Raw genomic sequence first — 18507 nt, 5'->3', positions numbered from 1 at the left:
CCTTCAGGAGGTGCGGAAGGCGTAGGAGCCCGAGCCGACCCGGTAGACCGCGGCCCCGCCGTCGAGCCGGTCGAAGCTCACGCACTGCGCCTCGGCCGCCGGGACGCCGCCCTCGGTCACCCGCTCAGGCGGGGCGGGCACGTGCACCTCGGCGCGGGTGTTGGGCGGCACGACGACGTCCAGCGCGAAGCCGCCGTCCTCCAGCCGCCAGGAGATCTCCACCAGGCCGTGCCTGGTGCGGTGCGCGGTCCTCGCCCAGCCGATGCCGCCGCCGGGACGGGGACGCACGACGACGTCGGCGTAGCCCGCCGACCCGGGGGCCAGGCCGCCGACCGTCCGGTACATCCAGTCGCCGACCGCCCCGTAGGCGTAGTGGTTGAAGGAGTTCATGCCAGGGTCCTGCAGCCCCCGGTGGTGGCTCCAGGAGTCCCAGCGCTCCCACATGGTCGTCGCGTCGCCGTGCACGACCGGGTAGAGCCACGACGGGAAGGTGTCCTGCGTCAGCAGCCGGTAGGCCACGTCCAGCCGCCCGGTCGAGGTGAGCGCGTCCAGCAGGTACGGCGTGCCGAGGAACCCGGTCGACAGGTGGTTGCCCCTGGCCTCGACGTCCCCGGCGAGCCGGGCCGCCGCCCTGGGCAGCTCGTGCTCCTCCAGCAGCCCGGCGGTGATGGCCAGCACGTACGCGGTCTGCGTCCCGCTCGCCAGCACGCCGGGCCCCTCCACGAAGGCCGCCCGGAACGCCCGCCTGACGTGCTCGTACAGCTCCAGGCAGGCTCGCTCGTCCGCGTCGCGGCCCAGCGCGGCGGCGAGCCCCGCGAGCTGCCGGGCGGACAGCGCGAAGATCGCGGTGCCGACGAGCCGCTTCGGGGTCTCCGCGCCGATGGACAGCCAGTCGCCGAACCCCTCCTCGGGGAAGATCCCGCCGTCGGAGCGTTTGTCCAGGTACGCCAGCCAGCGCAGCATCGGCTCGAAGCAGGCCGCCACCACCCCGGTGTCGCCGCGCAGCCGGTGCAGCGCCCACGGCAGCAGCACCAGCGCGTCGCCCCAGCCGGGCGAGCCCGCCTCCCTGGCGCTGGGCGACAGGCCGCGCCCGGACAGCACGTCGGGCACCACGTGGGTGACCGCGCCGTCGTCGCCCTGCGCGTCGATCACGTCGGTCAGCCAGCTCCGCAGGAACGCGGCGGCGTCGTAGTTGAACAGCGCGGTCGGGGCGAAGGCCCAGATGTCGCCCGTCCAGCCGAGCCGCTCGTCGCGCTGCGGGCAGTCGGTGGGGACGGCCAGGAAGTTGCCCCGCTGCCCCCACACGATGTTGCGCTGCAGCCGGTTCAGCCGCTCGTCGGAGCAGGTGAACTCGCCGGCGGGCGCCATCGCCGCGTGCGCCACCCTGGCGGTGATCGCCTCGGGGGCCGCGCGCAGCCCCGACACCTCGACGTAGCGGAAGCCGTGGAAGGTGAACCTCGGCTCGAAGGTCTCCGGCTCCTCGCCGCGCGGCAGGAACTCGTCCGTGGCGCGGGCGGAACGCAGGTTGGCCAGGTGCAGCCCGCCCTCGTGGTCCAGGACCTCCGCGTGCCGCAGCACGACGGGCCGCTCGCGTCCGGCGCGGCCGGTGAGCCGGACCCAGCCCACCAGGTTCTGCCCGAAGTCGGCGATCCACACGCCGGGGCTCCGCTCCCACACCGCCACCGGCTCCAGCTCCTCGTGCACCCGGATCGGCGGCGCGACGGCGGCCGTCAGCCGGCCGGCGGGCGGGCTCACGGGCACGGCGGGCAGCCAGCCCGCGTCGTCGAACCCGGCCGCGCTCCAGCCGAGCGGCTCGGCGGCCAGGTCCTGCCGCTCGCCGTTCTGCAGGTCGGCGTAGCGGATCGCGCCCGAGGACGCCCGCCACTCGGGGTCGGTGCGCACCCGGGTGAGGGTGCCGTCGTCGTGCAGGATCTCCAGTTCCGCGCGCAGGGCCAGGCGGCGGCCGTACTGGAAGGAGCCGAACCAGCTGATGTTGCCCGCGTACCAGCCGTCGGCCAGCACCGCGCCGAGCGCGTTGCGCCCCTCCGACACCAGCGCCGTCACGTCGTAGGTCTGGTACGTGATGCGGTGCCGGTAGTCGGTCCAGCCGGGCGCCAGATGGTCGGCGCCCACCCGGGTGCCGTTCAGGTGGAGCTCGTAGACGCCGAGCGCGGTGGCGTACAGGCGGGCCCTGCGCACCGGCGACGGCACGCCGAACTCGCGCCGCAGGTACGGGCTGGGCCGGTCGCCGATCGGCTCGCGGCCGAGCGGCGGGTCGCCGTGCAGCCCCGCCTCCTCGGCCAGCGGCCACGCCGCGTCGTCGAAGCCGGGCTGCTCGAACCCCGGCTGAGGGCCGGCGACGGCCCGCCACCGGCCGCCGGAGGTCACGGTGACCGCGCTCTCCCCGGCCACCGGCACGAGCTGCGGCAGCGCGGGCCGTCCCTCGACCACGACCTCCAGCCGCACGCACACCCCCGGCCCCGCCGCCCTGATCGCGAGCACGTTCTCGCCGGAGGCCACCAGGTCGCCCACGTCGGCCACGAACGCCCCGTCCCGCCGTTCCCCCGCGACCGGCGCCCCGTTGACGTACGCCTCGGCGCTGCCCTTGGTGTCGGTGTTGTCGGAGCCGTCGCCGATCACCAGCCAGGCCGACAGCGGCCGGGCGCCGCCCGCCACCGTGAACCGGGTGCGGAACGCCCCCACCGGCGCGGGGGAGGGCCCCAGCGGGTCGGCGACCCAGATGCGCGGCACGTTCTCCAGCGACGGCAGGCGCTCCGAGCCCGGCACCACGGGCGTGCCGATCCAGCCCGCCGTCCATCCGGTGGCGTCGCCGAGACCGGTCTCGAACCAGTGCGCCGGGCTCCAGCCGGACCACGCGCCGCTCTCGTCGGCCACCATGACCCGCCACTGGTAGCGCGTCCTCGGGCGCAGGGCCGCGCCGCCGTACGGCAGGTCGAACGTGGCCGGCGAGGTCACCACGCCGCTGTCCCACACCAGCGCGGCGTCCTCACCGACCGGGTCGCACTCCTCCGCCACGATCATCCGGTACGCGCTCTGCGCCCGCCCCCGCCCGGCGCCGGTGATCCGCCAGGAGAACTCCGGCGCGCCCACGTCGAGGCCGAGAGGTTCGGCCAGTCCTGCCACGCGCATGTCGGTCACGGCGAGCTGCATGAAAGGGCTCCCAAGAGGAATTGAAACCTTTTAAGTACAGCGCACCGTAAGCAGCGCGAGCTAGTCACGTCAATGCCCCCACACATGGGGGACATGGAACCGTCGTCTAACTGAAACATTTCAAGAGGTACACTGACGGCCTCTGCCAGGTGACGAGAAGGGGCTCTCCGTCGGTGACCGACATCCACAAGCCGGCCGAGCGTCGGCGGCTCAGCATGGTCGACGTCGCCGCCCACGCCGGCGTGTCCGTGGGAACGGTCTCCAACGCGCTCAACCGGCCGGAACTGGTCGCCGAGCGCACCTTGCGCCGGGTACGCGCCTCCATCAAGACGCTCGGGTTCGTGCCCAGCGCGCCCGCCCGGCAGTTGCGCGGCGGCACCGCCCGGTCGGTGGGCGTGATGGTGCGCGACATAGGGAATCCGTTCTTCAGCGAGGTGCTGCCCGGCATCGAGACCAGGCTGTCGCAGGAGCACCTGCTCCTGATGCTCTGCAGCTCCAGCGACTCCCTCGAGAAAGAGGCCTACTACCTGCAGGTCCTGGAGCAGCACCGGGTGCCGGGCATCCTCATCACGCCCGCCGGGCCCGACATCTCCCACCTGGTCGAGCTGCGCGGGCGCGGCGTCGGCGTGGTGCTGCTCGACCGGCCGGGCGCCGACTCGCAACTGTGCGCGGTCGCGGTCGACAACGTCAGGGGCGGCGAGCTGGCGGGCGGCCACCTGCTGTCGCTCGGGCACCGGCGCATCGCCTTCCTCAACGGCCCCTCGATCGTGCGGCAGTGCGCCGACCGGCGGGAAGGCCTGCACAAGGCGGTTCGCGCCGCCGGGCTCGACCCCGACGAGGTGATCACCGAGATCACCCTGCCCGCCCTCACCCCCCACGAGGGCGAGGCCGCGCTGCAGCGGCTGTCCCTCGGCCGCAAGGGGCCGACGGCGCTGTTCTGCGTCAACGACACGGTGGCGCTGGGCGCGCTGCGCGGGCTGGAGTCGCGCGGCATCGGCGTGCCGCGCGACATGGCGGTCATGGGCTACGACGACGTGGAGTTCGCGGCGCTGCTGTCACCCTCGCTGACCTCGATCCGCCAGCCCAAGCAGCAGCTCGGGCAGGCGGCGGCGGAGCTGCTGCTGACCGACTCGCGGGGCGACGCCAACCACTGGCATCAGGAGATCGTGTTCCAGCCATCGCTCATGGTCAGAGCGTCCACGACCACCTAGGTACGTTTCAACGGGCAGCGCCGCAGGAAATCGGGGCTTGATCGGCGGCGCTCGGGGCCTCATTGTTGAGACGTTTAAACCCAGGAGGTCCCATGCGTTGGGTTGTCCGTCTCGCCGCCGTCCTCTTACTCGTCCTCCCCGCTCTCCCGGCCGCCGCCTCGGCCACCGCGTCCACCGAGGCCACCGCGTCGGGGGCCGCTGCCGCGCTGCCGTACCCGACCCGCTCCGACTACCGCATCAAGGGCCTGCAGCCCGACTTCTGGCCCGACAAGAACGAGATCGCCGGCAACAACGCGGGCGGCGTCGCCATGAACCTCGTCTGGGCCGACTGGGAGCCCAGCGTCAAGACACCGCCCTGCGCGGCCGGCGCGCAGGAGTTCGGCGGACGCTGCTACACCGTCAACACCGCCGTCGACGCCGCCATCAGAGACTGGACCAGCAGAGGCCTCGTCGTCACCGCCGTCGTCTACGGCACCCCGGCCTGGGCGCGCCAGGGCCGCACCTGCACGCCGGCCGCCGCCGGATTCGAGCTGTTCTGCGTGCCGAACGACCCCGCCGAGTACGGCCGGTTCGCCGGCATGCTGGCCCAGCGCTACGACGGCCAGCACGGCAACGGCCGGATCGCCGACTTCGTCGTCATGAACGAGGTCAACAGCAACACCTGGTTCGACATCGGCTGCGGCCAGGGCACCCCGTGCGACACCACAGCCTGGCTGGACGCCATCGCCGCGACCTACAACGCCGCCTACGACGCCGTCATCGCCCAGCAGCCCACCGCCAAGGTGCTCACCTCGCTCGACCACTACTTCGGCACCGCCTACGACCAGCCGGCCACGGCGGAGGCCAAGCTGTCGGGCATGACCGTGCTCAAGGGCCTCGCGGCCCGGGCGGGCAGCCGGGCCTGGCGGGTCGCCTACCACCCCTACCCGCCCAACCTGCTGGCGCCCCAGTTCTCCGCCGACGACTTCCCCCGCGTCACCTACGGCAACCTCGGCGTGCTGGTGGGCTGGCTGCGGCAGCAGTTCCCGAACACGCCGTCGGCCTGGCAGGTGCAGCTCACCGAGAGCGGCGTCAACTCGCTCTCACCCTCGTCGGAGTCGGCGCAGGCGTCCCAGCTCTGCAACACCTTCCGCAACGTCCTCGGCACTCCCGGCATCGAGAGCTACATCTGGCACCGCATGAGCGACCACCCGGACGAGACGGCGGCCGGGCTGGGCGTGGGGCTGCGCCGTACCGACGGCTCGGCCAAACCGGCCTGGTCCACCTGGGCGCTGGCCAACCGCAACGACCTGTCGCCCGCGCAACTGTCGTGCGGCTTCGAGCTGCTTCCCCACACGCAGCTCCGGCGCGGGTACAACGCCAGCAGAGGGCATGTGGCCAGCTCCCGGCTGCTGCCGCCCGGCTTCACCCAGGAGCGGGCGTGGAAACTGCTGCGCAACCCGGCCTCCGGCACCGTGGCCCTGTACGAGTGCAAGGTCGGCGGGCACACCATGCTCAGCCGTGACCCCGGGTGCGAGGGCCAGTTCCCGATGGGGCCGGTCGGCCACGTCCACACCAGCCAGGTGGCCGGGTCGGTCCCGCTGTACCGCTGCCGGCTCGCCTCCAACGGCGACCATGTCGTCACCGACCAGGCGAACTGCGAGGGGCTGACCTACGAGCAGCTTCTCGGCTACGCGCTGCCCTGAGGATCGTGCGGTCCCCGGCAGCCTGCCGGGGACCTGTCGATTCAGGGCTGGACGACGTCCTTGATCCGCCACAGGTACAACTGGTCCCCGTCGCCTCTCAGCAGGGCGTAGAGGTCGGTGCCCGAGAACGCGATCCCGCCCGTGACGAACGTGCCCGCCGGGTTGTCCGCCGAGAAGACCGCCGCGCCCGTCGCCGCGTCGTAGACGGAGACGCCGTAGTTCCAGTCATGCCCGCCCGCGACGTACGCGTCGTCCGGGCTGATCGCCACACCCGTGGGGAACGCCTCGTGCCGCTGACCGTAGCGGCGCACCAGGGACAGGGTCGTGGTGTCCCAGGCGTCGTACTTGTGCGGTGTGTCGAACGCCGAGATCACCCGCGCTCCGTCGGAGGTCAGCGCGAGGTCCTTCACCTCCGACTGGTCGTGCGTCACGCCGTCGATCGTGCCGCGCCAGGTGGGCGTGGGGCCGCTGATGTCATAGACGATCAGGTCGGCCGGGACGCCGGTCACCGCACCTGCCACGAGCGTGCCGCCCGCCGCCACGACCTTCGGCGCGCTGTGCAGGCCCAGCCCGACGGCGACCGGCGCGGGCGAGGCCGCCGTCAGGTCGAGAGCGAGGAAGCCGCCCTGGAATTCGTCGAAGCAGCCGTAGCCCACCCACAACCGCTCGCCGGTCAGCGCCAGGGAGGTCGGGCACGGGTGGCCGGGCAGGTCGATCCGGCGTTCGACGTCGAGGGTGGCGGTGTCGATCTCGGCCACCTGGTTCGATCCGGCCAGCGCCGCGTAGACGGAGGCGCCGTCGGCGCTGGCGGCCAGGCCGTACACGCTGGACAGGCCGGTGATGGAGCCTGCCGGGTCGCCTTGGGCGTCCGTGACGACGATCCGGTCGCCGGCGGAGACGAAGACCTTGCCGCCGGCGACGGCGAGGTCGCCGGTGTACAAGCCGAGACTGAGCGAGACGCCGAGGTCGGTCGTGGTGCCGGTGGCGGACGCGGGGGTCGCGAGGGTGGTGGCGATGAGACCGGCCGCCACGGCCAGGATGGTCAAACGGCGGATGATCACGGGCAGCTCCGGGTTCGGGGGGTGGAGGGAACGCCCTGATCAAGCCAGACCATCCGGAGCCCGGTCAAGATCGACAATGCGTGACCTTGTCTTCATTAGAACATGTGTTCGCATAGCTATTGGCCTGGTGGAATGGCATCCATCGCGCCTTCTTGTGAAAAGTCACCCTCCGCGATACCCGCAGCTCACCCTTCTCGGATCGCAACCGAACCGTGACCAGATCGCCCGCGGCCTGGCGAGCCGCGGGCGATACGGGGTCAGGCGGTTCTCAGCCAGTCGAGCGTGAACCGGGCGAAGACGATGCCGCCGGTGTCGCCGATCTCGTACAGCACGCCGACCTGCCCGTTCGCGAGCACGGCCATGGTGGAGTAGCCCGCCGCCCCCGGCTTGATGAGGGCTCGTGAAGGCCAGGTGGCGCCGTCGTCGGTGGAGAGGCGGACGGTCAGGTCGTTGCGGGCGGTCGGGTGGGCGTTGCCGCTGTAGAGGGCAGTGGCGGTGCGGACGGGCGCGCCGTTCGCGCCGCGTTGCGCGGGGGTGAGGTAGGACGTCTCGTCGGCGTTGCACAGCGGGTCGGTGAGCACCGGGCTCGCGGTGACGGCGCCGAAGGTGCGGCCGCCGTCGGTGGAGGTGGCCAGGTGGCGGGCTCGGACGGAGTTGTGCCGCATGTTCTGCGTGACGGCGCCGGTGTTGCGCTCCACGGCCTTGCTCTCGTTCACGTTGCCGGACGCCGAGGAGCCGCGCTGCCAGGTCTGCCCGTGGTCGTCGCTGTAGATGTTGGCGGCGTGGCTGGTGCCGGCGGCGTCGCGGTAGACGATCGGCTGCACAAGCCGGCCGGTGCTGGTCTGGATACCGTGCCCGGAGGAGGCGAAGAGCTGGCGCCAGGAGGGGGCCTTCACGGACGGGTTGAGCTCCACGGGGGCGCTCCAGGTGAGGCCGTGGTCGGTGCTCTTGACGTACTGGATGTGCAGGCTGGCGGGGTCGCCGGCGGCGTTGGACCCGGACGCGGCCGACCAGAAGCTGATGCCGGGCCGGGGCGAGTAGGTGTAGAAGACGTAGACGGCTCCGGTGGTCCGGTCGACGAGCACGCTGGGGTCGCCGGCGCCTTCCGAGGTCGTGGCCGGGTGGTGGATGACGCGCGGTGGCTGCCAGGTGAGGCCGTTGTCGGTGCTGCGCAGCATCGCGATCTGGATGTTGTTGGTGCCGCCGCCCAGGTCGTAGGAGCCGTCCACGCGGGCGTCGGCGACGGCGACGATCGTGCCGTTGCCGGTGACCGCCATGCCGGGGATGCGCACCGATCTCGCGGTGCCGTCGTAGGGCCCGCCGGGGCCGTTGAGCCCGGTGATCGTGGTGCTGGTGCGCAGCAGGGCGGTCGAGTTGAGCTGCGGGGCGCCGGCGGCCAGGCCGCAGCCGGCGGTGCCGGAGCGGGTGGTGTCGAATCCGTCCGTCACGGTGCGGAGCGTGTACGGCGTCCCGGCCGGAACCGTCCAGTACAGCAGGGCGTTGCCGCCGGAGGCGACGGTCCGGGTCCAGGGCGAGCCGGTCCGGCCCTGCCAGGTGATCGTGAACGTCTTCGTCGCGGTGGTGCGGTTCTCCAGGATGAGCTGGAGGCGGCTGTCGGTGCAGTCGAACCCGACGACCGCCGAGACGCCGGAGGCGTCCGCGCGGGCGGGGGAGAGGGGGAGGGCGGCTGTGGTCACGAGGGTCAGGACGAGGGCCAGGAGCCTCAAGGCGCGCATGAACCACTCCTTCGGCAAGAGAGGGGGGGTGTCGGACGTCAGACGTCCTGAACGTTAGGTCCCCGCCCGCATGCCGTCAATGCCCCGCGATCAGAGCCCGCGGTTCTCCTTCAGGTGCCGCCGCACCGGGGCGTAGTGCGCGGCGATCGCCTCGGTGAACCTGTCGAGATCGCGGGTGAAGAGCGCCTCGACGATCGCGTGATGGGCCGCGACGGTCTCGCGCACCGAGGCGGGCGTGGTGTGCAGCGCGGGCGCGACGATGGCGTGCACGTCCCAGAAGGCGGCCGTGAGCTGGGCGACCAGCTCGTTGCCGAGCGGCCGCATGAGCAGCAGGTGGAACTCGCGATCCTGCTCGATGAACGTCTGGCCCGCGCGGGCCCGCTCGTCCATCTGGTCGGCCAGCCGGCTCAGCTCCCGGTGCAGGTCCTGGTCGAGCGCGGAGGTGATGGCGGACGCCAGCCCCTGCTCCAGCGTCTGGCGCACCTCGATCAGCTCGGCCAGCACCCGGAAGTCGTCGTCGCGGCTGAGCAGGCCGCGGAAGGTGAGGCTCTCGACCAGCGCGGCGAGCGACAGCTTGCCGACGTAGGTGCCGTACCCGTGCCGCACCTCGACGATGTCGAGCGCGGTGAGGATCCTGATCGCCTCGCGCACGCTGGAGCGGCTCGCGCCCACGGCGGCGCACAGCTCCGCCTCGGTGGGCAGGGCGTCGCCCGGCTTGAGTCGGTTGTGCAGGATGTACTGCTTGATGCGCTCTGCCACCTCGCGCGGGCGTAGCTGCGTGCTGCGAGCGGGTCGCGAGATGGGGTCGATCACGGTTGACATCTTGCCCTTTCGTTCATCGGTCGTCTACATTGCCGCACATCACTTAGGACGTCAGACATCGTACGCCCTTCGCAGAACCGCCACATCACATGAGAGGGGACGCCATGCGCGACCTCGCCGAGTCCGTCAACCGCCGCGGATTCCTGCGGCTCGTGGGGGCCGTGAGCGCCGCCACCGCTTTCACGGGCTCGCTCGCCGCGTGCTCCGGCCCCGCCTCCACCGGCAGCGCGGCGCCGGCCGCCACCGACAGCATCGAGGCCGGCATCTCCTACGCGCTGTCCACCGGGTTCGATCCGATGACCTCTTCCGGCGCCACGCCCGTCGCCGCCAACATGCACGTGTTCGAGGCGCTGTTCGACCTCGACCCGGTCACGCGCGAGCCCTACGCGGCCCTCGCCGCGGGAGAGCCGCAGCAGGCGGACGACACCACCGTCAGGGTCGCCCTGCGCCAGGGCGCCACCTTCCACGACGGCTCGCCGGTGACGGCCGCCGACGTGGCCTTCAGCTTCCAGCGCGTGCTGGACCCCGCCAACGCCTCCCTGATGGTGCAGTTCATCCCGTTCGTCTCCGGGGTGACCGCCGTGGACGACGCGACCGTGGAGATCAAGCTCAAGCACGCCTTCCCCCTGCTCAAGGAGAGGCTCGCGGTCGTCAAGATCGTTCCGAAGGCGGTCGTGGAGAGGGACAAGGCCGCCTTCGACGCCCGGCCCGTGGGCTCCGGCCCGTACCGCCTGATCGAGGCCACCAAGGAAGACAAGATCGTTTTCGAGCGGTGGGACCAGTACAACGGCTCCCGTCCCGCGAAGGCCAAGAGCATGACCTGGCGGCTGCTGTCTGACCCGTCCGCCCGCGTCACCGCGCTGGAGTCCGGCCGGGTCGCGGCGATCGAGGACGTCCCCTACCTCGACGTCGCCAAGGTCGCCGGGAAGCGCAAGCTGGAGGCCGTCCAGTCCTTCGGCCTGCTCTTCCTCATGTTCAACTGCGCCAAGAAGCCCTTCGACGACAAGCGGGTGCGCCAGGCGCTGCACTACGCCATCGACAAGGACAAGGTCATCCGGACCGGCATGCTCGGCAACGCCGCCCCGGCCACGGGCTACGTCCAGGAGACCCACCCGGCGTACGGGCGGGCGGCCACCGTCTACGCCTACGACCCCGACAAGGCCAAGGCCCTGCTCAAGGCCGCCGGAGTCGAGAACCTGCAGGTCAGCATGGTCACCACCGACACCGGCTGGGTGAAGGACATCGTCCCGGTCATCAAGGAGTCGTGGGACGCCGTCGGCGTCAGCACCACGCTCGACATCGGCCAGTCGGGCGGCCAGTACACCAACAAGATCGACCCGGGCGCCTTCCAGGTCCTGGTGGCGCCCGGCGACCCCTCCGTCTTCGGCAACGACCTGGACCTGCTGCTGCGCTGGTTCTACGACGGCACCTGGCCGGCCAAGCGCTACCGCTGGAGCGAGACGTCCGAGGCGAAGGAGCTGCTGAAGCTGCTCGACGAGGCGGTGCGGACCGGCGACGCCGCCGAGCAGAAGAAGCTGTGGGGGCAGGCGGTGGACCTCATCTCCGAGGAGGTCCCGCTCTACCCGATCCTGCACCGCAAGCTGCCCACCGCCTGGAACGACCAGGCGCTGTCCGGCTTCAAGCCCATCCCCACCACGGGCCTGTCCTTCCTCGACGTCGCCCGCCTCTGACCGGAAGCACCATGTTCGCATTCCTCCGGCTGACCGCGAAACGGCTGGTCAGCCTGCCGCTCATGCTGCTGGGCGTCACCCTGCTCGTCTTCGTGGTCCTGCAGTTCTCACCCAACGACCCGGCCTACAACGCCCTCGGCGACGGCGCGAGCCCCGAGGCGCGCGCCGCCTACCGGGCGGAACACGGGCTGGACGACCCCCTCCCCGTGCGATACGTCCGCTTCCTCGGGCAGCTCGTCCAGGGCGACCTCGGGTACACCGCGCCTCCCGCGGCCCCGGTGATCGACCGGGTCGTCACGGCCTTCCCGCTCACCGTCCAGCTCACCGCGCTCGGCCTCGTGCTGGCCGTCGCGGGCGCCCTGGCACTCGGCGTCACCGGCGCGCTCCACCGCGACCGGTGGCCCGACCAGGTGACCCGCGTGCTGTCCATCGCGGGCGTGGCGATGCCGGCGTTCTGGCTGGGCATCCTGCTCATCCAGGAGTTCGCGCTCAACCTCGAGCTCTTTCCGACCGGCGGCTACGTCAACCCCGCCGACTCCCCGACCGGCTGGCTCATGTCACTCGCCCTTCCCGCGCTGGCCATCGCCGTCCCCGCGGCGGCCTCGCTGTCCCGCCTGGTGCGCACGTCCATGGTGGAGGAGCTGGACAAGGACTACGTACGGACCGCCACGGGCAACGGCCTGCCCCGCGGCGTCGTCGTCCGCAGCGCGCTGCGCAACGCGCTCATCACCCCGCTCACCGTGCTCGGCCTGCGCGTCGGCTACCTGCTGAGCGGCGCCGTGGTCATCGAGACGATCTTCGACCTGCCCGGCATGGGCAAGCTCATCCTCGAAGGCGTCACCAACGGCGACGTGGCCCTGGTGCAGGGCGCGGTGCTGACGATCGCGCTGGCGTTCCTCGTCGTGAATCTCCTCGTCGATCTGCTCTACCTCGTCGTCAACCCGCGGATCAGGGTGGTGTGAGGCATGCTCAGAGCAGGACTCACCACCCGCCTGTCCCGGCCAGGCATCCGGTTCACCCGGCTCGCCCCGGTCACCGCCGTCTCCCTCGCCGTGCTCGCGGCGGTCGCGCTCTTCGCCGTGCTGGCGCCGTTCCTCGCGGGGGACCCGCTCGCGACCGGCACGCCCGCCACGCCGCCAGGAGCCGGGCACTGGCTCGGCACCGACCGCGCCGGACGCGACGTGTTCGCCAGGATCGCGTACGGCGCCCGCTCGTCGCTGCTCATCGGCCTGGGCGCCACCGCTCTCGCCGTGCTGGCCGGAGCGGTGCTCGGCAGCCTCGCCGCCACCTCGCGCAAGGCCGTCGGCGAAGGCGTCATGCGCGTCCTCGACGTGGTCATGGCCTTCCCCGGCATCGCCCTGGCCGCGGTGCTGGTGGCGGTCTTCGGCCGCCACCTCCCGGTGCTGATCGGGACGATCGCGTTCCTGTACGTGCCGCAGCTCACCCGCGTGGTCAGGGCCAACGTCCTGGCCCAGTACGGCGAGGACTACGTCGCCGCCGAGAAGGTGATCGGCGCGCCCCGGCCGCACATCCTCATCAGGCACGTCGCCGTCAACTGCGCCGCGCCCGTCATGGTCTTCGCCACCGTGCTGGTGGCCGACGCGATCATCTTCGAGGCCAGCCTCTCCTTCATCGGCGCCGGCATCCAGGACCCCGCGCCGAGCTGGGGCAACGTCCTGGCCTACGGCAGGCAGATCGTCCTGTCCGGCGGCTGGTGGGCCACCTTCTTCCCCGGCCTGGCGATCCTGGTGACGGTGCTCGCGCTCAACCTGCTGGCGGAAGGGCTGACCGACGCCCTGGCCGCGCCGCGCTCGGCCCGGCGGAGCCCCGCCCCCGCCGACACCGCGCTCACGCCGCCGCCGGTCGCCGCCGAGGTCGAAGACGCGCTGGCGACGCTGGCCCGCCGCACGCGGGAACGCCCGCCGCGCGTGCCGCCGCTGCCCTCGGACGCCGCGCCCCTGCTGTCCGTCGAGGACCTCTCGATCCGCTTCCCGCAGCGCTACGGGGACGTGCCCGTCGTCCAGGGGCTCTCCTTCGACGTGCGCGTCGGCGAGACGCTCGGCCTGGTCGGGGAGTCCGGCTGCGGCAAGAGCCTCACCAGCCTGGCGATCATGGGCCTGCTGCCCCGCGCCGCGCAGGTGAGCGGCCGCATCGTCTACGACGGGCGGGACCTCCTGCGGCTGACCCCCCGCGAACGGCGGGCGATCTCCGGGCCGCAGCTCGCCATGGTCTACCAGGACGCCATGTCGTCGCTGAACCCGTCGGTCCTCGTCGGCACCCAGCTCCGGCAGCTCACCAGGCGGGGCGGCACCCGTACACCGGAGGAACTGCTCGAACTCGTCGGCCTGGACCCGCGGCGCACCCCGCGCAGCTACCCGCACGAGCTGTCCGGAGGACAGCGCCAGCGCGTGCTGATCGCCATGGCGCTGTCCAGGAGCCCGCGCCTGCTGGTCGCCGACGAGCCCACCACGGCGCTCGACGTGACCGTGCAGGCCCAGGTCGTCGAGCTGCTCGCCGGGCTGCGCGACGAGCTCGGCTTCGCCATGGTGCTGGTCTCCCACGACCTCGGCCTGGTCGGACAGCTCGTGCACCGCATCGCCGTCATGTACGCGGGCCAGCTCGCCGAGATCGGCACCACCGGCTCGCTCTTCACCGGCGCCCGGCACCACTACGCGCGCAACCTGCTCGGCTCGGTGCTCTCACTCGAAAGCGGAGCCAAGCGGCTGCACCAGGTGCCCGGCGTGGTGCCCGCGCCGCAGGGCTTCGGGCCGGGCTGCCGCTTCGCGGGCCGCTGCGCCGCCGCGGACCCCACCTGCCGCACCGCCCCGCCGGCCCTGGCGGGCAACCAGCACGAACACGCGCGGGCCTGCTTCCACCCAGGGGGACAACCGTGACAGAACCCGTCGTCAGCCTCGACCACGTCCACGTCGTGCACACCGCCCGCAGCGGCGGCCTCATCCGCCGCGACCAGGTGTACGCGCTCACCGACGCCACCGTCTCCGTCGGCCGCGGCGAGATCCTCGGCGTCGTCGGCGAGTCCGGCTGCGGCAAGTCCACCCTCGCCAAGGTGCTGGTCGGCCTGCAGCCGCCCACCTCGGGAACCGTGCGCTTCCGCGGCGAGGACCTGTGGAGCCTGCCGCCCCGCCGCCGCCGCGCGGACTTCGGCGCCGCCGTGGCCATGGTGTTCCAGGACGCCTCCACCGCGCTGAACCCGCGCCTGCCCGTGCGGCGCATCCTGCGCGACCCGCTCGACGTGCACAGGCGCGGCACGTCCAGGGAGCGGGACGCGCGCGTACGCGACCTGCTCGACCTGGTCGGCCTGCCCGGCCACGTCGCCGACGCGCTGCCCGGCGCGCTGTCCGGCGGCCAGCGGCAGCGCGTCGCCGTGGCGCGGGCGCTGGCACTCCAGCCCGACGTGATCGTCGCCGACGAGCCGACCAGCGCGCTGGATGTGTCCGTGCGCGCCCAGGTGCTCAACCTGCTCCTCGACCTGCGTACGGAGCTGGGGCTCGGGCTCGTGTTCATCTCCCACGACATCCAGACCGTCCGCTACCTGGCCGACCGGATCGCGGTCATGTACCTCGGGCGGGTGGTCGAGGAGGGGCCGGCCGACGACGTGACCGGCCGCACGCGCCACCCGTACACGCGTGCGCTGTTCTCGGCCACGCCCAGCCTGCTCGACGACGCCGACCGGATCGTGCTCACCGGCCCCGTCCCGTCGGCCACCCATCCGCCGTCCGGCTGCCCGTTCCGCACCCGCTGCTGGAAGGCCGACGAGGAGTGCGCCCAGCACTTCCCGCCCGTCACCCGAGACCTCCCGCCCGTCACCCGTGCGGAGGCGGGCGGCGGGCACGCCTGGCACTGCATCCACCCGGAAACCCCCGTAAGGAGCCTGCTTTGAGTCCCCGCGAGCCCCGCTTCGGCGGCGTCATCCCGCCCGTCGTCACCCCGCTGACCCAGGACGGCGAGGTGGACGCGGCGTCGCTGGAGCGGCTGGTCGACTTCCTGATCGACGCGGGCGTGAGCGGCCTGTTCGCACTCGGCAGCTCCGGCGAGGCGGCCTTCCTCACCGACGCCCGGCGCGACCGGGCGCTGGAGGTCGCCGTCCGGACGGCCGCCGGCCGGGTGCCCGTCATCGCCGGGTGCATCGAGACGACCACCGGCCGCGTGATCGAACGCGCCGAGATCGCCGCCAAGCTCGGCGCGGACGCCGTCGTGGCCACCGCGCCGTTCTATGCCCGCGTCCACCCCGTCGAGATCGACCGCCACTTCCGCGTCATCAGAGCGGCCGTCGACCTGCCGCTGCTGGCCTACGACGTGCCGGTGTCGGTGCACAGCAAACTCGCCCCCGACCTGGTGCTGTCGCTGGCCGCCGACGGCGTCGTGGACGGGCTCAAGGACTCCAGCGGCGACGACGCCGGCTTCCGCCAGGTGCTGCTGGGCAGCTCGGGGCTCGCCGGGTTCTCGGCGCTGACCGGCCACGAACTGGTGGTGGACGCGATGATGCTGGCCGGGGCCGACGGCGCGGTGCCCGGTCTCGGCAACGTCGACCCGCACGGGTACGTACGCCTGCTGCGGGCTTGCGCCGAGCAGCGGTGGGCCGAGGCCAAGGCCGAGCAGGACCGTCTGACCCGGCTGTTCCGCATCGTCGAGGCCGCCTCCCCGGCCACCGCCGGTGGCAGCACGCGGGGCGTCGGAGCGTTCAAGACCGCGCTGGCCCTGCGCGGCGTCATCGCCGGCGCCGCCGTGGCCGCGCCCATGCGCGAGCTGACCCCCGAGGAGACCCGCACCGTGGCCGCCCACCTCGAAGAAGCCGGGCTGCTGTGACCCGCGCCGCCGGTCAGGCTGCCACGGGCCTCACCGCCGGTCGGGCCGGTGCGAGCCGCGACGCCGGTCGGGCCGCCACGGACCTCGTCGCGGGCCTGGACATCGGTGGGACGAAGATGGCCGCCGCCCTGGTAGACCGGTCCGGGACCGTCATGGCCACCGCCACCCGCCCCACCCCCGCCACGGCGGGCCGCGACGCCATCCTCACCGCCGCGGCCGACCTCCTCCGCACCCTGAGCGGGAATGAGGCGATCGCGGCGGTCGGGGTCGGCGCCGCAGGGGTGGTCGACCAGCGGCGCGGGGTGGTGGTGTCGGCCACCCAGGCCCTCGCCGGATGGGCCGGAACCGACCTGCGCGGCGAGCTGTCCCGCAGGCTCGCCCTGCCGGTCGCCGTCGACAACGACGTGCACGCGCACGCCCTCGGCGAGCAGTGGCGCGGCGCCGCCGCCGGTTACGCCGACGTCCTGCTGATCGCCATCGGCACCGGCATCGGGGCCTCGATGATCCTCGACGGGCGCGTACGGCACGGCGCTCACGCGGTGGCCGGTCACGCCGGTCACGTCCCGGTGGCTTCGGCGGCCGGACTGGCCTGCCCCTGCGGAGGCCGGGGCCACGTGGAAGCGGTCGCCTCGGGCCCGGCCCTGCTCGCGCAGTACCGAAACCGGTCAGGGACGGACGTGGATCACCTCGCCGAGGTGGCCCGCCTGGCCGCGGCGGGCGACCCGGTCGCCATCGCCGTGCTGGCCGAGGGCGGGACGGCGGCCGGCCAGGCGATCGGCGGCTTGATGAACGTCATCGACCCGGAGATCGTGGTGATCGGCGGAGGCGTCCCGGGCTGCGGCGAACCCTGGTGGCGACCGCTGCGCGCCGCCGTCCGCGCCGAGACGCTGCCCGCCCTGCGGGACGTCCCCGTCGTCCCGGCCACCCTCGGCGCGGACGCCGCCCTCCTCGGCGCCGCCCGCCTCGCCTTCACCCTGCTCGACCACCAGGAGGCTCTCACCAAGGAGGACCTGTGACCACCCATCCGGCGCTCGAAGCGATCCGCGGCGGGCTCGTGGTCTCCTGCCAGGCCTACCCCGGCGAGCCGATGCGCGACCCCGACACGATGTGCCGCGTGGCCCAGGCGGTCGCGGCGGGCGGCGCCGCGGGCATCCGCGCCCAGGGCCTCGCGGACCTGCGTCGCATCCGGGCGGCGCTGGACCTGCCGCTCATCGGCCTGTGGAAGGACGGCGACGGCGACGTCTTCATCACGCCCACCCTCGACCACGCCCTCGCGGTCGCCGCCACGGGCGCCGACATCGTGGCCCTGGACGGCACCCGCCGCCCCCGCCCGGACGGCCGCACCCTCGCGCAGACCGTCAAGGCCGTGCACGAGCGCACCGGCAGGCTGGTCATGGCGGACGTCTCCACCCGCGAGGAGGGGCTCGCGGCGGCGGAGGCGGGCGCGGACGTGATCGGCACGACCCTGGCCGGGTACACCCCCTACTCCCGCCGTCCCGAGGACACCCCCTGGCCCCGCTCGTCCACGGGCGAGACTCATCCCGGCCCGGACCTCGACCTGGTCGCGGAACTCGCCGGCGAGCTGTCCGTCCCGGTGATCGCCGAGGGACGCTACCACCTGGCGGAACAGGCCGCCGAGGCGATGAGGCTCGGCGCGCACGCCGTCGTCGTCGGCACGGCCATCACCCACCCGACCACCATCACGCGCTGGTTCGCCAGGGCGGTCACGGGTGAGCCCTGATCGGGCCGGGACCCGGTCGCGGGCTGTGATCGCGAGGTGGTGGAGGGTTCGACTGATGAGCGTCCCCGCGGACGCGGAAGTGGCCGGATGTGGCCACGTGGCGCAGGTCAACCGGCGGGATACGGGGAACGTCTCATACGGGCCGCCGCCCGACCGCACAGGAGTATCAATGGGCTACCCCCCGCAGCCGCAGGACCCGTACGGCCAGCAGCCTTACGGACAATCCGGGCCGCAGTATCCCCAGCAGTACACACCGCAGCCCTACAGCCAGCCGCACATGCCGGTCCCGCATTACGGGCCGGTGCAGTTCACGACGGTGAGGGAGCTGGGCTTCAACCCGATCGCAGCGGTCGTCCACGTGGCGCTGTGGGTGTTCGTCCACTGGTGGATGTGCCTGTTCACGCTCGGGCTGTGGCTGCTGGTGGCGGTGCCGGTGTCCTTCCTCGGCTGGCGGGTGACGCGGACGATTCCGGTGCAGCAGGTGCACTACCAGCAGCCGCCGTATCCGCCGCAGTACGGGTAGGCGGCTCGCCGTCCGTCCCCGAGGGCCCTCGCCGCGCCA

General features: G+C 72.8%; 14 protein-coding genes. 10 read left to right on the top strand and 4 right to left on the bottom strand.

Features of this window, described 5'->3' with window-relative positions:
- Nucleotides 1-3: 3 nt before the first annotated feature.
- Nucleotides 4-3171, bottom strand: a complete 3168-nt coding sequence (locus ABD331_RS13800; protein ID WP_344474395.1) for a family 78 glycoside hydrolase catalytic domain — start codon at nt 3169-3171, stop codon at nt 4-6.
- A gap of 173 nt (nt 3172-3344) precedes the next feature.
- Between ABD331_RS13800 and ABD331_RS13795 the strand changes: the two genes are divergently transcribed.
- Nucleotides 3345-4382 carry a LacI family DNA-binding transcriptional regulator gene (locus ABD331_RS13795; protein WP_344474393.1) on the top strand — a complete coding sequence of 346 codons (1038 nt, stop codon included), beginning with the start codon at nt 3345-3347 and terminating at the stop codon, nt 4380-4382.
- Between the two features lie 92 nt (nt 4383-4474).
- On the top strand, nt 4475-6067 hold the full coding sequence (locus ABD331_RS13790) for a DUF5722 domain-containing protein (RefSeq protein WP_344474391.1): 1593 nt from the start codon (nt 4475-4477) through the stop codon (nt 6065-6067).
- A gap of 41 nt (nt 6068-6108) precedes the next feature.
- Here ABD331_RS13790 and ABD331_RS13785 read toward each other — a convergent pair whose 3' ends face one another.
- From ABD331_RS13785 to ABD331_RS13775, 3 genes are all read right to left on the bottom strand, one after another.
- A complete protein-coding gene (locus ABD331_RS13785; RefSeq protein ID WP_344474389.1) occupies nt 6109-7113 on the bottom strand; it encodes a WD40 repeat domain-containing protein in 1005 nt (334 codons plus the stop codon).
- Nucleotides 7114-7385: 272 nt separating this feature from the next.
- Nucleotides 7386-8864: a sialidase family protein gene (locus ABD331_RS13780; RefSeq protein WP_344474387.1), complete on the bottom strand. Its 1479-nt coding sequence runs from the start codon at nt 8862-8864 to the stop codon at nt 7386-7388.
- 90 nt (nt 8865-8954) lie between these two features.
- On the bottom strand, nt 8955-9677 hold the full coding sequence (locus tag ABD331_RS13775) for a FadR/GntR family transcriptional regulator (protein WP_344474385.1): 723 nt from the start codon (nt 9675-9677) through the stop codon (nt 8955-8957).
- A 113-nt stretch (nt 9678-9790) separates the two neighbouring features.
- On the opposite strand from ABD331_RS13775, the gene ABD331_RS13770 reads away from it, so the two are divergent.
- The 8 genes from ABD331_RS13770 (at nt 9791) to ABD331_RS13735 (ending at nt 18468) form a co-directional block, all read left to right on the top strand.
- Nucleotides 9791-11377, top strand: coding sequence for an ABC transporter substrate-binding protein (locus ABD331_RS13770; protein WP_344474383.1), 1587 nt, complete (start codon nt 9791-9793; stop codon nt 11375-11377).
- 11 nt (nt 11378-11388) lie between these two features.
- Complete coding sequence (locus ABD331_RS13765; RefSeq protein ID WP_344474381.1) at nt 11389-12339, top strand: ABC transporter permease; 951 nt, start codon at nt 11389-11391, stop codon at nt 12337-12339.
- Between the two features lie 3 nt (nt 12340-12342).
- A complete protein-coding gene (locus ABD331_RS13760) occupies nt 12343-14271 on the top strand; it encodes a dipeptide/oligopeptide/nickel ABC transporter permease/ATP-binding protein (protein ID WP_344474379.1) in 1929 nt (642 codons plus the stop codon).
- On the top strand, nt 14268-15278 hold the full coding sequence (locus ABD331_RS13755; protein ID WP_344474377.1) for an oligopeptide/dipeptide ABC transporter ATP-binding protein: 1011 nt from the start codon (nt 14268-14270) through the stop codon (nt 15276-15278). Before ABD331_RS13760 ends, ABD331_RS13755 begins: the two co-directional genes overlap by 4 nt.
- Nucleotides 15275-16204, top strand: coding sequence for a dihydrodipicolinate synthase family protein (locus ABD331_RS13750; RefSeq protein WP_344474375.1), 930 nt, complete (start codon nt 15275-15277; stop codon nt 16202-16204). Before ABD331_RS13755 ends, ABD331_RS13750 begins: the two co-directional genes overlap by 4 nt.
- Entirely contained in the window at nt 16201-17220 is a 1020-nt protein-coding gene (locus ABD331_RS13745) for an ROK family protein (RefSeq protein WP_344474373.1), read from the top strand. The genes ABD331_RS13750 and ABD331_RS13745 overlap by 4 nt, the downstream gene beginning before the upstream one ends.
- Entirely contained in the window at nt 17217-17945 is a 729-nt protein-coding gene (locus tag ABD331_RS13740; RefSeq protein ID WP_344474371.1) for an N-acetylmannosamine-6-phosphate 2-epimerase, read from the top strand. The genes ABD331_RS13745 and ABD331_RS13740 overlap by 4 nt, the downstream gene beginning before the upstream one ends.
- A gap of 169 nt (nt 17946-18114) precedes the next feature.
- Nucleotides 18115-18468 (top strand): hypothetical protein, encoded by a 354-nt coding sequence (locus ABD331_RS13735; RefSeq protein ID WP_344474369.1) that lies wholly within the window; start codon nt 18115-18117, stop codon nt 18466-18468.
- The last annotated feature ends 39 nt before the right edge of the window (nt 18469-18507 follow it).

It is taken from the genome of Nonomuraea monospora (assembly GCF_039531895.1).
Lineage (GTDB): Bacteria > Actinomycetota > Actinomycetes > Streptosporangiales > Streptosporangiaceae > Nonomuraea > Nonomuraea monospora.
Note: the sequence above shows the minus strand (reverse complement) of the source record. Positions and strands in the feature narration are given on the sequence as shown.

Excerpts from the sequence above, each read along its gene's own strand:
- ABD331_RS13800 (WP_344474395.1), bottom strand. The coding sequence starts at position 3,171 with ATGCAGCTCGCCGTGACCGACATGCGCGTGGCAGGACTGGCCGAACCT.
- ABD331_RS13790 (WP_344474391.1), top strand. The coding sequence starts at position 4,475 with ATGCGTTGGGTTGTCCGTCTCGCCGCCGTCCTCTTACTCGTCCTCCCC.
- ABD331_RS13780 (WP_344474387.1), bottom strand. The coding sequence starts at position 8,864 with ATGCGCGCCTTGAGGCTCCTGGCCCTCGTCCTGACCCTCGTGACCACA.
- ABD331_RS13770 (WP_344474383.1), top strand. The coding sequence starts at position 9,791 with ATGCGCGACCTCGCCGAGTCCGTCAACCGCCGCGGATTCCTGCGGCTC.
- ABD331_RS13765 (WP_344474381.1), top strand. The coding sequence starts at position 11,389 with ATGTTCGCATTCCTCCGGCTGACCGCGAAACGGCTGGTCAGCCTGCCG.
- ABD331_RS13760 (WP_344474379.1), top strand. The coding sequence starts at position 12,343 with ATGCTCAGAGCAGGACTCACCACCCGCCTGTCCCGGCCAGGCATCCGG.
- ABD331_RS13735 (WP_344474369.1), top strand. The coding sequence starts at position 18,115 with ATGGGCTACCCCCCGCAGCCGCAGGACCCGTACGGCCAGCAGCCTTAC.